Below are 14,732 nucleotides of genomic sequence, written 5' to 3'. Positions count from 1 at the left end.
CGCGTCCCAGCGAGAGGTCAGTGGTCAGGTGAGAAGAGGAGGGGTCCAACGGTCGGCCTTTCGACGGGCCGGGAGCTCGTGGTGCCGCCGGCCGGGGAAGCGGGTGGTCCGGGTGCTGGCATCCATGGCTGGTCTCCGTCCTGGGGTCGGTGCGCTCTGCTGGTCGGGACGCTACCGATGCGGTGCCCGCCCCGTCGCGGCTATTTCGGCCGGTGGCCCTGCGCGGGCGTGCCTGCCGGGCACCGTGTCGGTCCGCAGGGGAGAATGGCGGGGTGAGCCTCTACCGCGACGAGGCGATCGTGCTGCGCACCCAGAAGCTGGGCGAGGCGGACCGCATCGTCACGCTCCTGACCCGTGAGCACGGGAAGGTGCGCGCCGTCGGCAAGGGGGTGCGCCGGACGTCCTCCCGGTTCGGCTCGCGCCTGGAGCCCTTCATGGTGATCGACGTCCAGCTCTACGCCGGCCGCAGCCTGGACACCGTGACCCAGGTGGAGACGATCGGTCCCTACGCGCGACAGCTGAGCGCCGACTACTCGCGGTACACCGTCGGCACCGCGATGCTCGAGACGGCCGAGCGTCTGGTCGAGGCCGAGCACGAGCCTTCGCTCCAGCAGTTCGTCCTGCTCGTCGGAGCGGTGCGGGCCCTCGCCGAGGCGGCGCACGCCCCCGGGCTCGTCCTGGACTCGTACCTGCTGCGCGCGCTGTCCGTCGCGGGCTGGGCGCCGTCGTTCACCGACTGCGCACGGTGCGGGGCTCCCGGGCCGCACCGGGCCTTCGCCGCGGGGGCGGGGGGCGCCGTGTGCCCCTCGTGCCGGCCCCCCGGTGCCGCCTCGCCCGCCCCGGAGACCTTCGCGCTCCTCTCGGCGCTGCTGACCGGCACCTGGTCCGTCGCCGACGCCAGCGATCACCGACACCGACGGGAGGCGAACGGGCTCGTGGCCGCGTTCCTTCAGTTCCACCTCGAACGCTCCCTGCGCTCGATGCGCATGGTGGAGCGCGCATGAGCGCCGCCCGCCGCGGCTCCGACGCGCCTCGGCGCGCGCGTGCAGCCGAGCACGTCCCCGTCCCGCCTCCTGCGCACCCGACGGGAGCCCGTCCCCCGGCCGTGCCGGCCGAGCTCGTGCCGAAGCACGTGGCGATCGTCATGGACGGGAACGGGCGCTGGGCCAACGAGCGCGGGCTGCCGCGTACCGCCGGGCATGCGGCAGGTGAGGCAGCGCTGCTCGACGTGGTGGCGGGGGCGATCGAGATCGGCGTCACCCATGTGTCGGCCTACGCGTTCTCCACCGAGAACTGGAAGCGCTCGCCGGAGGAGGTGCGCTTCCTCATGGGCTTCAACCGGGACGTGCTCCGCCGCCAGCGGGACACGATGCACGCCTGGGGCGTGCGGGTGCGGTGGGCGGGACGCACGCCGCGACTGTGGCGCTCGGTGATCCACGAGCTCGAGACGGCGGAGGAGCTGACCAGGGGCAACGAGGTGTGCACCCTGACGATGTGCGTCAACTACGGGGGTCGCGCCGAGATCGCCGACGCCGCCCGGTCGATCGCCCTCGAGGTCGCGGCCGGCCGGCTGGACCCGTCGAGGGTCGACGAGCGGACGATCGCCCGACACCTGGACGAGCCGGACCTGCCCGACGTCGACCTGTTCGTGCGGACCTCAGGCGAGCAGCGCATCTCGAACTTCATGATCTGGCAGGCGGCCTATGCCGAGATGGTCTTCCTCGAGGAGTACTGGCCGGAGGTGGACCGTCGGCACCTGTGGCGGGCCGTGGAGACCTATGCCCGCCGGGACCGTCGCTACGGCGGGGCGGTCGACTCGGCCACCTGAGCGGGGACCGGGACGGGCTCAGTGCCGGGAGTCGTCCTGCGACCGGCCGGGGTGCGTCGCGCGCTCGGTGAGGGCCTCGACCGCGCGGGCCGCAGCCCGGCGTCGGCGGGCCACGACCACCATCGCCGTGACGAGGACGGCGACCGCGACGACTGCCCCGGCCAGGGCCCAGGGCGATCGCGCAGCCAGTGCGACGCCGGCCTCGAAGGCCGCGAGCCCACCGGCGGCGTAGATCGCCGCCCACAGCAGGCAGCCGGGGATCATCGCGACGGTGTAGCGCGTCCAGCGGATCCGCAGCAGCCCTGCTCCGGCGTTGACGGCCGTCTGGAAGCCGATCGTCAGGAAGGACAGCGGGATCACCGGCAGTCCCCACCGGTCGATGACCTCGGTGGCCCGCCGGACGCGCGGCCCCTCGACGTACCGCGCCAGACGGGAGTGCACGGCGCCGGCGGCGACGGCACGGCCGAGCCAGTAGGTGGCCTGGGCCCGGAAGAAGACGACGACGAGCAGGAAGACGTACACCAGGGCGAACGGGCCGCTCTGGACCCAGGAGGGCATCAGGCGCCCGCCGAGCGGCACGGCGCGCAGACGCCGCTGAGCTCGACGGTGTGCTCGATCGCGCTGAACCCGTGGGCGGAGCCGACCTGGTCGGCCCATTCCTCGACGCCGGGGCCCTCGATCTCGACGGTCCGGCCGCAGCGGCGGCACACGAGGTGGTGGTGGTGCCCGCTCCTCGCGCACTTGCGGTAGACGGCCTCACCGTCGGCGGAGCGCAGCACGTCCACGTCGCCGTCCTCGGTGAGCGACTGCAGGGTCCGGTACACCGTCGCCAGGCCCACCCCGACGCCCTGCTCGCGCAGCAGCTCGTGGATCTGCTGCGCGCTGCGGAACTCCTCGAGCCCGGCGAGGGCCTCGGTGACGGCCGAGCGCTGACGCGTCATGCGCTGCATCAGCGACCTCCCGGCTCTCGTGCGGGGGAGGCCACGGCTCGCTCCGCCTCCGTGAGCTGGACGTCGTCGCCCACCTCGGGGTGCGGGTCGGGACGTCCACGGCGCCGGATCGCCCGAGCGGCCAGGAGGGACCTGCCGACCGCGACCACGGCGTAGATCGTGATGGCGAGCACGACGATCGTCGCGCCGGGGGTCGCGTCCGCCCAGTAGGTGATCGACAGCCCCGTGACGCACACGGTCACGCCGATCGCCATCGCGACGGCCATCGTCCGCCGGAAGGACCCGGTCATCAGCTGGGCGATCGCGACGGGGACGATCATCAGGGCGCTGACCAGCAGCAGTCCGACGACCCGCATCGCGACGGTCACGGTCAGGGCGGCGATGATCGCGATGGCGATGTTCAGGGCGCGCACCGGGAGCCCGCTCGCCCGCGCGAACTCCTCGTCGTGCGAGACCGAGAAGAGCGCTGTGCGCAGCCCGACGCCGACGGTGAGGACGAGACCGGTGAGGACGAGGGTCAGCCACAGGTCACCACGGCTCACGGTCGAGATCGAGCCGAACAGGTAGCCCATGAGGCTCGCGCTCGTGCCGCCCGCCTGGGAGATGAGGAGCACGCCCCCGGCGATCCCGCCGTAGAAGAGCAGGGCGAGGGCGACGTCACCCGAGGTCTTCCCGCGCTCACGGACCAGCTCGATCGCGAGCGAGCCGATGACCGCCGCGATGACGGCGCCGGGGATCGCCAGGACGTCCTTCGGGGTGAGGTTCATCAGGCTGCCGACGAGCCAGCCGAGCGCGACGCCGGTCAGGGCGACGTGCCCGATGCCGTCACCCAGCAGGGAGAGCTTGCGCTGGACGAGGTAGGTGCCGATCACGGGCGCGGACAGCCCGACCAGCAGTGCGGCGAGGAGCGCGCGCTGCATGAGCGGATCGCTCAGCATCGAGCCGAGCTCGTCCCAGATCATGACTCCCAGCCGATCGTCGTGGGGAGCACGGTGGCGGAGTCCTGGGGGCCGTCGTCGCCGTCGTGCGGGTGCAGGTGCTCGTGCTCGGGGCCCGCGTGCTCCGGTCGCGGGCGCGGGGGAGCGCCGTCGTGGGCGACGGCCCCGTGGCGCAGGACCACGGCTCGTTGGATCAGGGGGCTCAGCGCCCCGAGCTCGTGCAGCACCACGAGCACCGTGACCCCCCGCGCCGTCAGGGTCGAGAGCACCTCGGCGAAGACGCGCTGGCTCGGCAGGTCGACACCGGCGACGGGCTCGTCGAGCACGAGCAGATCAGGGTTGCGCACCAGGGCCCTGGCGATCAGGACGCGCTGCTGCTGCCCGCCGGAGAGCTCGCGGACCGGGCGGTCGACGGCCGAACCGAGCCCGACGGTGCCGAGCGCCTCGAGGGCGCGGCGCCGCGCGTCACGAGGACGCAGGAGGCGACGCGAGTGCAGCGTCCCGGACATGACGACCTCACCGGCCGTCGCCGGGACGCCGGTCGCGGCGGTCACCCGCTGCGGGACGTAGCCGATGCGCTGCCACGGCACCTGAGGTCCGAGCTGGGTACCGAAGAGCTCGATCCGACCCGCCTCGGTGGGGAGCGCGCCGACGAGGGAGCGCACGAGCGTCGACTTGCCCGAGCCGTTGGCGCCCAGGAGCGCGACGACCTCGCCGGCCTCGACGGTGAGGTCGATGTGATGCAGGATCACCGACCCGCCGAGCCGGACGCGGACCCCGGTCGCGGCGACGACTGGTGTCATGAGCAGCCGAGGGCTGCACGCAGCGCGGTGAGGTTCGACTCCATGGCTCCACGGTAGTCGACGGCCTCGTCCACCTGGCTCTCGACGGGGTCGAGGACCGCGGTGGAGATCCCCAGGTCGTCGGCGAGGGTCTCGGCGACCTTCGGGCTGACGAGGGCCTCGGTGAAGATCGTGGTGACGCCGTGCTCCTCGACCACCTCGCGGATCTCGCGGAGCCGGGCAGGGGACGGCTCGGCCTCGGGGTCGAGGTCGGACAGGCCGACCTGCATGAGGTCGTAGCGCTCGGCGAGGTAGCCGAAGGCCGCGTGGGAGGTGACGAGCACCCGGCGCTCGCAGGTGGCCAGCACGGTGGTGAACTCCTCGTCGAGGGCCTCGAGGCTCACGACGAGCTGGTCGGCCCCGGCGGCGAAGTCCTCGGCATGGTCCGGGTCCGCGGCCGCGAGCGCCTCGGCGACGACCGGCGCGGCGGCCGCCAGCAGGGTCGGGTCGAGCCAGAAGTGCGGGTCGTCGCCGTCGTGGCTGTGCTCGTCCTCGGCCTCGTCCTCTGCGTGGTCCTCGTCCTCGGCGTCCTCCTCCTCGCCCATGTGCTCGGCGATCGCGGGGACCTCTGCGACGTCGACCACCTGGGCCGGCTCGGTGGCCACGAGAGCGTCGTCGACGGCCGACTGGAAGCCGGAGAGGTACACCACGAGATCCGCCCGGCCGACCTCGCGCACCTGGCTCGGCGAGAGCTCGAGGTCGTGCGGCTCGGCTCCGGGAGGGGTCAGGGAGCTGACCGTGACGAGGTCGCCGCCGATCTCCTGGGCCAGGTACTGGAGCGGGTAGAAGGACGCGAGGACCTCGACGGTCCCGGACCCGGTTGCGGTGTCCGCGCCCTCGGCGGCGGGGCTGCACCCGGCGAGGAGCAGGGCGGTCGCGGCGAGACCGGCGGGGAGCAGGGGGCGAAGCGCGAGGGAGCGAGTCATGAGGATCATTCTCAGCAATGTTGAGAATGATTGTCAAACCGTGGACGGGTAGCCTTGTCCCGCCGGCATACCCGGCTTGTCCCGTCCGCGCGAGCCACGTGCGGACCCGCGTCGACACTGGAGCACCACCGTGGCCGCTGCGCCCTCCCGCCTGGATTCCGTCATCAACCTCGCCAAGCGGCGCGGCTTCGTCTTCCCCTCGGGGGAGATCTACGGCGGCACCCGCTCGGCCTGGGACTACGGACCGCTCGGCGTCGAGCTCAAGGAGAACATCAAGAAGCAGTGGTGGCGGGCGATGGTCACCAGCCGCGACGACATCGTCGGGCTGGACTCCTCGGTGATCCTCCCGCGCCAGGTGTGGGTCGCCTCCGGCCACGTCGGGGTGTTCACCGACCCGCTCACCGAGTGCCTCTCCTGCCACAAGCGGTTCCGCGAGGACCAGATGCTCGAGGAGTTCGAGGAGAAGAAGGGTCGCGCCCCCGAGGGCGGCCTTGCCGAGATCGCGTGCCCCAACTGCGGCACTCGCGGCAGGTGGACCGAGCCGCGCGACTTCAACATGATGCTCAAGACCTATCTCGGCCCCGTCGAGGACGAGTCCGGCCTGCACTACCTGCGCCCCGAGACCGCCCAGGGCATCTTCGTGAACTTCGCCAACGTGATGACCACGAGCCGCAAGAAGCCGCCGTTCGGCATCGGTCAGATCGGCAAGTCCTTCCGCAACGAGATCACGCCCGGCAACTTCATCTTCCGCACGCGCGAGTTCGAGCAGATGGAGATGGAGTTCTTCGTCGAGCCCGGCACCGACGCCGAGTGGCACCAGTACTGGATCGACACGCGCACCGACTGGTACGTCGGGCTCGGCCTCTCGCGCGACAACCTCCGGATGTACGAGCACCCGCAGGAGAAGCTCTCGCACTACTCGACCCGGACGGTCGACATCGAGTACCGCTTCGGCTTCCAGGGCAGCGAGTGGGGCGAGCTCGAGGGGATCGCCAACCGCACCGACTTCGACCTGCGCACCCACTCGGAGCACTCCGGGCAGGACCTGTCCTACTTCGACCAGGCCAGGGGCGAGCGGTACACGCCGTACGTCATCGAGCCGGCAGCCGGGCTGACGCGCTCGCTGATGGCCTTCCTCGTCGAGGCGTACTCGGAGGACGAGGCGCCGAACGCCAAGGGTGGGGTCGACAAGCGCACGGTGCTGCGCCTCGACCCGCGACTCGCGCCGGTCAAGGCCGCGGTGCTCCCGCTGTCCCGGCACGAGGACCTCTCGCCGGTCGCGCGGTCCCTCGCCGCAGAGCTCCGCGCCGCGTGGAACGTGGACTTCGACGACGCCGGCGCCATCGGCCGGCGCTACCGCCGCCAGGACGAGATCGGCACGCCGTTCTGCATCACGGTGGACTTCGACTCCCTCGAGGACCAGGCCGTGACGATCCGCTCGCGCGACACCATGGCGCAGGAGCGGGTCTCGCTCGACAAGGTCACCGGCTACCTCGCCGAGCGCCTCGTCGGCTGCTGAGCCCGGAGGGTCATCTCGGCCGTCGTCGCACGGACACCCCGGCTGCGAGCCTCGCCACCGTGACCGGGTCGGCACCGGGCGCGCCGAGCTCAGCCGAGGCGACGGCGAGGGCCCCGGTGGCTGCCGCCTCGGCCAGCGCCTCTGCTGTCGGCCGTCCGTTGAGGGTCGCCGCGAGCAGCCCAGCGAAGAAGGCGTCGCCCGCGCCGTTCGTGTCGACGAGCCGTGGCGCCGGTGCGACGGAGACCTCGAACCATCCCGAGGCGTCCAGGGCGAGCGACCCGGCGTCGCCGAGCGTGCACACGGCCAGCCGGCAGCCCGCGTCGACCTGGGCGCGCAGGTACGCGGCAGGGTCGGTGAGCCGGGCATGGCTGACCAGCAGCACGTCCGCGGCCCTGGCGAAGGCCCGCGGGTACTCGGCGTGCCCGTCGTCATCGTGCACATCGCACCAGAGCGGGACGCCGGCCGGACGAGCGGCGGCCAGGAGCGGCCGGCTGTGCTCCGCGAGATCGGCGACGAGCACGTCCGTCCCGGCGAGGAGGGCCGCGGCGGCCCGGGGCCCGAGCTCGTGCTCGGGGGACGGCAGCTCGAGGTAGATCGACTGCCGTCGCCCGTCCTCGGTCATCAGGTTGAGGTGCCGCTCGGTCCGCCCGGCCGCTGCCGGGACCGCGAGCACCTCGATCCGCTCCCGTGCGAGCGCGCGGCGGACGGCCGTCGCCGCCTCGTCCTCGCCGAGCACGGTCCGTAGCGTGACGTCCACGCCGAGCGCCGCCAGGGTGAGGGCCTTGCCTGCGGAGGTGCCGCCGAGCCCGTCCCGGTGGCCGCGGGCGGCGAGCGTCGGTCCGCCGGCGACCGGGAGCGAGTCCAGGTCGATCAGCGTGTTCCACGAGGCAGGGCCGTTCACCAGGACGCGGGGCACCGGGCAACGGTAGCCGCCCGCGTGGCTAGGCTGGCCCGACCCGGCGCCTCGAGGAGCCGGCGCTTCCCCGTACGGAGAGGAGGCCGGGTGATCTGGCCGAGACGGCTCGTGGGACGACGTCGCACCGAGCGCGCAGGGGTTCCCGGGGGCAGTCCTCCCGGGCGAGGACGCCTGCGGGCCGCGGTTCTCGGGGCTCTCGTGCTCGCGCTCGGGGTGCTGCCCGCCTGCACGCCGTCCGATCCCGGTCCCTCGCCCGCCGGCGCGCGGGATGTCGGGGTGCAGATGTTCCAGTGGACCTGGGACGCGCTCGCCGAGGAGTGCACGCAGGTGCTCGGGCCTGCCGGCTACGGCTGGGTGCTGACCTCGCCTCCCCAGGAGCACGTACTGGGCGCCGAGTGGTGGACGGCGTACCAGCCCGTGAGCTACCTGGTGGAGTCCCGGCTGGGCACCCGCGAGGAGTTCGCGGCGATGGTCACCTCGTGCCACGAGGCGGGTGTGGAGGTCGTCGCCGACGCGGTGCTCAACCACATGACCGGCCAGGACGAGCCAGGTGTCGGCTGGGCCGGCTCGAGCTACGAGCACTACGAGTACCCGGGGACCTGGTCGGACGAGGACGGCGACTTCCACCACTGCGGGGTGCCGCCTGCCGACGACATCGCGAGCTATCAGGACGCGTACCAGGTCCGCAGCTGCGAGCTGGTCAACCTCGCGGACCTCGCGACGGGGCACCCGGAGGTCCAGGAGCGACTGGCTGCCTACCTCGGTGACCTGCTCTCCCTCGGGGTCGACGGCTTCCGGATCGACGCGGCCAAGCACATCCCGCCGGAGGACCTCGAGGTGATCGTCGGCGGGCTCCCCGAGGGGACGCGGGTCGTCGCCGAGGTCATCCGCGGGTCCGGCGAGCCGATCACGCCCGAGCAGTACCTCGGGGTCGGCGACGTCTTCGAGTTCTCCTGGGGCAAGGACGTCGCGGGGATGATCCGCGGTGGCTCGCTCCGGCTCGCCGCCGGTCTCGGCAGCGGCTCGGGCTACCTGCCGTCGGACCAGGCATGGATCTTCGTGGAGAACCACGACACCGAACGGGGGAGCAGCACGCTCGGCTACCGCGACGGAGCCGATCTCGTGCTCGCCGACGTCCTCGCGCTCGCCACCGGCTACGGGAGGCCGGTGCTGTACTCCGGGTACGCCTTCACCGGCCGGGACGCCGGCCCACCCCAGGACGACGCCGGCGCGGTGCTGCCCGCCTCCTGTGCGGGGGACACGGGGCCGCGCGAGGAGTACGCCGACGGCGACTGGGTGTGCCAGCACGCGTGGACCGCCGTGACCGGCATGGTCGGCTGGCGCAATGCCGTGGGTGACGATCCGGTCGGCGAGACCTGGGACGACGGGGAGCTCCTCGCGCTCAGCAGGGGAGAGCGCGGGACCGTGGTGATCAACGCCGGGGACCTGCCCAGGACCGTGCAGGTGCCGACCGGCCTCGCCGACGGGCGCTACTGCGACGTGGTGGCCGGACCGGTGTCCGAGGGGACGTGCGTCGGTCCGGCGGTCGAGGTGCTCGACGGTGTGGCGTCGGTCACCGTCGGTCCGCTGTCCGCTGTCGCCCTGCACGTCGGGGGACGCCCCTCGTCGTGGCTGCGATGAGCGCCGCCCGGGCAGGAGGCCCGGGGCGGGGGCCGAGGGAGCACGCAGGACGGCGGGGTCTCAGGTCTCCTGCGGGGCCGTCCCGGTCGATCCGCGCACGATGAGCTCCGGACGGAAGAGCAGCTCGCTTCGCGTCGCGCGGCCCCCGCGGATCTCGCTCACCAGGGCCTGGGCCGCTGCCGTGCCCATGTCCGTGACGGGCTGGCGCACCGTCGTCAGCGGCGGCGCGGTGTAGGCGATGAGCGGGGAGTCGTCGAAGCCGACGATCGAGACGTCCTCCGGGACGCGCTTGCCGAGATCGCCCGCCGCGGTCACAGCGCCGAGGGCCATGAGATCTGAGCCGCAGATGATCGCGGTGTGCCCGGAGGCGATGAGCTCGCGGGCGGCGGCGCGCCCTCCCTCGACCGTGAAGAGCGTGGTGACCACGTGCTCCGACCCCTCCGGCGAGCCGAGGTGCCGCTCGAAGGCCTCGACGAAGCCCGCGAGCTTGCGCTGGGTCGGGACGAAGCGGTCGGGCCCGATGGCCAGGCCGATGCGCCGGTGCCCGAGCGAGACCAGGTGCCGGAAGGCGAGGTCCATCGAGGCGACGTCGTCGTTGGAGACGGAGGGCGCGTCGATCGACGGCTCGTGGCCGTTCACCAGCACGATCGGCATCCCGCGGCTGCGCAACCGGTAGTACCGGTCACGGCTGGCGGTGGTGTCGGCGTGCAGACCCGAGACGAAGACGATCCCGTCGACCGAGTGCTCGAGCAGCACGTCGACGTACTGGTCCTCCGTGGTGCCGCCTGCCGTCTGGGTGCACAGCAGCGGGGTGAAGCCGCGGTCGGCCAGGGCCGTCTCGATCGCCTGGGCGAGAGCGGGGAACACCGGGTTCGAGAGCTCGGGGACGATGAGGCCGACGAGCCCTGCCGAGCGCGTGCGCAGCCGTTCGGGTCGCTCGTAGCCGAGGAGGTCGAGCGACTCGAGGACGGCCTGGCGCGCCTGCAAGGAGACGCCGGGCTTGCCGTTCAGGACGCGCGAGACCGTCGCGGTACTGACCTTCGCCTGGGCGGCGATGTCCTCGAGACGGATGCGCACAGGCGGCAGCGTAGGGGACACGGGTCCTCCTCATCGTGGACCTTCGACTGATGGGCGCGGTCTCACTGGAACCGTGGCCTGAAAGTTACCGTAACGACTTGCAGGAGGCGTGGCAATCGCCCTACCGTTCAGGAACTTGGCCACCGAAGGCGGGTTCTGCACCGTCGGTCGGCCGTTCCCACCGATCGCTTGGAGAATCACGATGCGACGGAGCATCCCTGTTGCGGCAACGCTGGGCATGGCCCTGGCACTCGCCGCCTGCTCGAGCTCTACCGGAACCACGACCGAGTCGCCCTCGGCCGACGCCACCACCGAGACCCCCGCACTCACCGGCACCCTGACGATGTGGGTGGACGAGACGCGGATCGACGTCATGAAGCCGATCGTCGAGCAGTTCAAGGCCGACACCGGGGTCCAGGTCGACCTGGTCCAGAAGGTGTCCGGCGACATCCGCACCGACTTCGTCGCCCAGGTGCCGACGGGCGAGGGCCCGGACGTCATCATCGGCGCGCACGACTGGACCGGGGAGTTCGTGACCAACGGCGTGGTCGCCCCCGTCGAGCTCGGTGACAAGGCCGACGGCTTCTCGCCGGCGGCCATCAGCGCCTTCGCCTACGACGGCAAGCAGTACGGCGTGCCCTACGCGATCGAGAACATCGCGCTGGTCCGCAACAACGCGCTGCTCTCCGAGACGCCCGCCGCGAGCTTCGACGAGCTCGTGACGCAGGCCCAGACGGCCGGCACGGAGTTCTCCGTGATCATCCAGCAGGGCGACGCCGGTGACGCGTACCACCTGTACCCGCTGCAGACCTCCTTCGGCGCTCCGGTGTTCGAGCAGAACGACGACGGCTCGTACACGAGCGAGCTGGGCCTCGGCGGCGACGCGGGTACGGCGTACGCCGCGTACCTCGCCAAGCTCGGCCAGGAGAAGGTCCTCGACGCGGCGATCGACGGCGAGAAGGCCAAGCAGGCCTTCCTCGACGGGCAGGCCCCCTACATCGTCACGGGCCCGTGGAACACCACGGCCTTCACCGAGGCGGGCATGGACATCTCGGTCCTGCCGATCCCGAGTGCAGGCGGCGAGCTCGCCCAGCCCTTCGTCGGCGTCCAGGGCGCCTTCATCTCCGCCAAGACCGAGAACGCGGTGCTGGCGAACGAGTTCGTCGTGAACTACCTCACGACCGAGCCCGTGCAGACCCAGCTCTACGAGCTCGGTGGCCGTGCCCCGGCGCTGACCGCCGCGGCTGACAAGGTCGACGACCCGATCCTGCAGGGCTTCAACGAGGCGGGCGCCACCGGTGCTCCGATGCCGTCCATCCCCGAGATGGGCTCGGTCTGGAGCTTCTGGGGCACCACCGAGGTGCAGATCATCGACGGCCAGGCAAGCGACCCGGCCGCAGCATGGACCACGATGGTGGACAACATCCAGGGCGCCATCAACGGTTGAGATCCGGTGCCCTCGGGTCCCGCTCCGGGACCCGAGGGCACCGCTCCGTCCGCTCGCCACTCACTCCCGCTCCTCGCCTCGGCGAACGCGCTCCACGGAGGCATCGATGCCTGACCAGACCACCACGGGACCCTCGGTGGTCTCCGACCTCGGGACCGGCGGCTCGGCCGCCGGCGCGGGCGGTGACGGACCGGCGGGAGGGCGCCGCCGCGCAGGGGGGGAGTACCGGCCCTCGCACGCCCGGAGCGTGGGCCACGGCTTCTTCATCAAGCTCGTGCTCGTCGGGCTCGTGGACGCCGCTGCTCTCTACGGGGTGCTCGCCGCCGCCGCCGCCGAGCAGTGGGGGATCGCGGCCTTCAGCGCCTTCGTCCTGGTCGTGGTGACCTGGACGTACTTCTCCAAGCGGATGCTCCCTGCCAAGTACCTCGTGCCGGGTCTGATCTTCCTGCTCGTCTACCAGATCTTCGCGATGGCCTACACGGGCTACGTGGCGTTCACCAATTACGGGGATGGCCACAACTCCACCAAGCAGGATGCCGTCGCTGCGGTGCTCGCCCAGAACGAGGTCCGCGTCGAGGGCTCGGCGAGCTTCCCGCTCACCGTGGTCGACGCCGACGGAACCCTCGGCTTCGCCGTCGTGCGGGACGGGGTCGCCGAGGTCGGGACGGCCGAGCAGCCCCTCGCACCCGTCGAGGGCGCGACCGTCACCGACGGCAAGGTCACTGCCGTCCCCGGCTACGACGTGCTCAGCTTCGCGGACATCGTGCCGCGCCAGTCCGAGATCATCGCGCTGCGGGTGCCCTTCTCCGACGACCCGACGCAGGGGTCGATCCGCACCCAGGACGCCTCGACCGGATACGTCTACACGCCGACTCTGGTGTACGACGCCGCGGCTGACACCATGACCGACCCGGTGACCGGGACCGTCTACCGGCCGAGCGCCACAGGGAACTTCGTCTCGGCCGACGGCGTGACGCTGACCCCGGGTTGGCGGGTGAGCGTCGGGTTCGCCAACTTCACCCAGTTCTTCTCGGACTCGCGGATCAACGGACCGTTCTTCGAGATCCTCGCCTGGACGTTCGCCTTCGCGTTCCTGTCGGTGGCCACGACGTTCGCCCTCGGCCTGTTCCTGGCGATCGCGTTCAACGACCCGCGCATGCGTGGGCGAAAGATCTACCGCTCGCTGCTGATCCTGCCGTACGCCTTCCCTGCGTTCCTCTCGGCGCTGGTCTGGCGCGGGATGCTCAACCCCCGCTTCGGCTTCATCAACGAGGTGCTGCTCAACGGGGCCGAGGTCCCGTGGCTGACCGACCCGTGGATGGCGAAGATCTCGATCCTGCTGGTCAACCTGTGGCTCGGCTTCCCGTACATGTTCCTCGTGTCCACCGGCGCGCTGCAGTCGATCCCGTCGGACGTGATCGAGTCCGCGACGATGGACGGGGCCGGCAAGTGGCGGGTGTTCCGCTCGATGACCTTGCCGCTGCTGATGATCTCGGTGGCGCCGCTGCTGATCAGCTCCTTCGCGTTCAACTTCAACAACTTCTCGCTGATCTTCATGCTGACCGGCGGGGGGCCGAACTTCGTGGGCACGCCGATCGTCGTCGGCCACACCGACATCCTCATCTCGATGGTGTACTCGGTCGCGTTCGAGAGCGGGTTGAAGGACTACGGCCTGGCGAGCGCGTTGTCGATCATGATCTTCCTCGTGGTCGGCCTGATCTCGTACGTCGGCTTCCGCCGCACCCGCACCCTCGAGGAGATCTGAGATGGCCGCGAACACCGATGAGCAGTACGCGCGGGTGACCGGGCTGCGCTGGTGGACGGAGATCGGCTGGCGGCACGTGGTCGGGATCGTGATGATCGTCGTCTGTGTCCTGCCCCTGCTGTACGCGCTCTCGGCCTCGCTCAACCCGGGCGGCACCCTGACGGGCTCGAACCAGCTCTTCCGCACGGTCTCGCTGGAGAACTACGGCGAGCTGTTCGCCACCGACTACGCGAGCTGGTACCTCAACTCGCTCCTCGTGTGCACCGTCACCTCGCTCGGCACGGTCCTCATGGGCGCCTCGGCGGCCTATGCCTTCTCCCGGTTCCGCTTCCGTGGCCGCCGGGGGTCGCTCACGGCCCTGCTGCTCATCCAGATGTTCCCGCAGATGCTCGCCTTCGTGGCGATCTTCCTGCTCCTGCTGAGCCTGTCCAAGGTCTTCCCGGCGATCGGGCTAAACACCCAGCTCGGGCTGATCGCCGTCTACCTCGGCGGGGCGCTCGGGGTGAACACCTTCCTCATGTACGGCTTCTTCAACACGGTGCCGCGCGAGCTCGACGAGGCCGCGAAGATCGACGGGGCCTCGCACGCGCAGATCTTCTTCACGATCATCCTGCGGCTCGTCGCGCCGATCCTCGCCGTCGTCGGGCTGCTGTCCTTCGTGAGCTCCTACGGGGAGTTCATCATCGCCAAGGTGGTGCTCCAGCAGGTCGACAAGTTCACCCTCGCGGTGGGCCTGTACCAGTGGGCTGCCGACGAGCGCACAGCGCCGTGGGGCCTGTTCGCTGCCGGCGCCGTGCTGGCGGCGATCCCCGTCGTGCTGCTGTTCCAGTTCCTGCAGAAGTACATCGTCGGCGGTCTGACGGCCGGGGCCGTCAAGGGCTGA

General features: G+C 71.4%; 14 protein-coding genes. 7 read left to right on the top strand and 7 right to left on the bottom strand.

Annotated features, from left to right (window positions below; all coding sequences use genetic code 11):
- The first annotated feature begins 272 nt into the window (after positions 1 to 272).
- Both recO and ABWK99_RS01665 read left to right on the top strand, forming a co-directional pair.
- Positions 273 to 1,004 (top strand): DNA repair protein RecO, encoded by a 732-nt coding sequence (gene recO, locus ABWK99_RS01670; RefSeq protein WP_372592950.1) that lies wholly within the window; start codon positions 273 to 275, stop codon positions 1,002 to 1,004.
- Positions 1,001 to 1,828, top strand: coding sequence for an isoprenyl transferase (locus ABWK99_RS01665; protein ID WP_372592949.1), 828 nt, complete (start codon positions 1,001 to 1,003; stop codon positions 1,826 to 1,828). Before recO ends, ABWK99_RS01665 begins: the two co-directional genes overlap by 4 nt.
- Positions 1,829 to 1,846: 18 nt before the next feature.
- Here ABWK99_RS01665 and ABWK99_RS01660 read toward each other — a convergent pair whose 3' ends face one another.
- The 5 genes from ABWK99_RS01660 to ABWK99_RS01640 are packed head-to-tail and all read right to left on the bottom strand — an operon-like array spanning position 1,847 to position 5,484.
- The gene (locus ABWK99_RS01660; RefSeq protein ID WP_372592948.1) at positions 1,847 to 2,386 is read right to left on the bottom strand and encodes a DedA family protein; all 540 of its coding nucleotides are present in this window, start codon (positions 2,384 to 2,386) and stop codon (positions 1,847 to 1,849) included.
- On the bottom strand, positions 2,386 to 2,778 hold the full coding sequence (locus ABWK99_RS01655; protein WP_372592947.1) for a Fur family transcriptional regulator: 393 nt from the start codon (positions 2,776 to 2,778) through the stop codon (positions 2,386 to 2,388). Before ABWK99_RS01655 ends, ABWK99_RS01660 begins: the two co-directional genes overlap by 1 nt.
- A complete protein-coding gene (locus ABWK99_RS01650) occupies positions 2,778 to 3,740 on the bottom strand; it encodes a metal ABC transporter permease (RefSeq protein WP_372592946.1) in 963 nt (320 codons plus the stop codon). The genes ABWK99_RS01655 and ABWK99_RS01650 overlap by 1 nt, the downstream gene beginning before the upstream one ends.
- Positions 3,737 to 4,519, bottom strand: a complete 783-nt coding sequence (locus tag ABWK99_RS01645) for a metal ABC transporter ATP-binding protein (RefSeq protein ID WP_372592945.1) — start codon at positions 4,517 to 4,519, stop codon at positions 3,737 to 3,739. Before ABWK99_RS01645 ends, ABWK99_RS01650 begins: the two co-directional genes overlap by 4 nt.
- Positions 4,516 to 5,484 (bottom strand): metal ABC transporter substrate-binding protein, encoded by a 969-nt coding sequence (locus tag ABWK99_RS01640; protein WP_372592944.1) that lies wholly within the window; start codon positions 5,482 to 5,484, stop codon positions 4,516 to 4,518. The genes ABWK99_RS01645 and ABWK99_RS01640 overlap by 4 nt, the downstream gene beginning before the upstream one ends.
- A 130-nt stretch (positions 5,485 to 5,614) precedes the next feature.
- Between ABWK99_RS01640 and ABWK99_RS01635 the strand changes: the two genes are divergently transcribed.
- The gene (locus tag ABWK99_RS01635) at positions 5,615 to 7,003 is read left to right on the top strand and encodes a glycine--tRNA ligase (RefSeq protein WP_372592943.1); all 1,389 of its coding nucleotides are present in this window, start codon (positions 5,615 to 5,617) and stop codon (positions 7,001 to 7,003) included.
- Positions 7,004 to 7,013: 10 nt separating this feature from the next.
- On the opposite strand, the gene ABWK99_RS01630 is transcribed toward ABWK99_RS01635, so the two are convergent.
- Positions 7,014 to 7,919 (bottom strand): carbohydrate kinase family protein, encoded by a 906-nt coding sequence (locus ABWK99_RS01630; protein ID WP_372592942.1) that lies wholly within the window; start codon positions 7,917 to 7,919, stop codon positions 7,014 to 7,016.
- Positions 7,920 to 8,006: 87 nt separating this feature from the next.
- Here ABWK99_RS01630 and ABWK99_RS01625 point away from each other — a divergent pair, with 87 nt between their 5' ends.
- Positions 8,007 to 9,560, top strand: coding sequence for an alpha-amylase family glycosyl hydrolase (locus ABWK99_RS01625; protein ID WP_372592941.1), 1,554 nt, complete (start codon positions 8,007 to 8,009; stop codon positions 9,558 to 9,560).
- A 60-nt stretch (positions 9,561 to 9,620) separates the two neighbouring features.
- Here the strand turns inward: ABWK99_RS01625 and ABWK99_RS01620 are convergent, their stop codons facing one another.
- Positions 9,621 to 10,637, bottom strand: a complete 1,017-nt coding sequence (locus ABWK99_RS01620) for a LacI family DNA-binding transcriptional regulator (protein WP_372592940.1) — start codon at positions 10,635 to 10,637, stop codon at positions 9,621 to 9,623.
- 202 nt (positions 10,638 to 10,839) lie between these two features.
- Between ABWK99_RS01620 and ABWK99_RS01615 the strand changes: the two genes are divergently transcribed.
- The 3 genes from ABWK99_RS01615 to ABWK99_RS01605 all read left to right on the top strand — a co-directional run bounded on the left by ABWK99_RS01615 (position 10,840) and on the right by ABWK99_RS01605 (position 14,732).
- On the top strand, positions 10,840 to 12,084 hold the full coding sequence (locus ABWK99_RS01615; RefSeq protein WP_372592939.1) for an extracellular solute-binding protein: 1,245 nt from the start codon (positions 10,840 to 10,842) through the stop codon (positions 12,082 to 12,084).
- A gap of 106 nt (positions 12,085 to 12,190) precedes the next feature.
- Positions 12,191 to 13,849: an ABC transporter permease subunit gene (locus tag ABWK99_RS01610; protein ID WP_372592938.1), complete on the top strand. Its 1,659-nt coding sequence runs from the start codon at positions 12,191 to 12,193 to the stop codon at positions 13,847 to 13,849.
- Between the two features lies 1 nt (position 13,850).
- Positions 13,851 to 14,732, top strand: coding sequence for a sugar ABC transporter permease (locus ABWK99_RS01605; RefSeq protein ID WP_372592937.1), 882 nt, complete (start codon positions 13,851 to 13,853; stop codon positions 14,730 to 14,732).

Origin of the sequence: Actinotalea sp. (assembly GCF_041597215.1) — a bacterium.
Taxonomy (GTDB): Bacteria; Actinomycetota; Actinomycetes; order Actinomycetales; family Cellulomonadaceae; genus Actinotalea.
The sequence above is the reverse complement of the archived record's forward strand: the minus strand, read 5'-3'. Positions and strand labels throughout refer to the sequence as shown.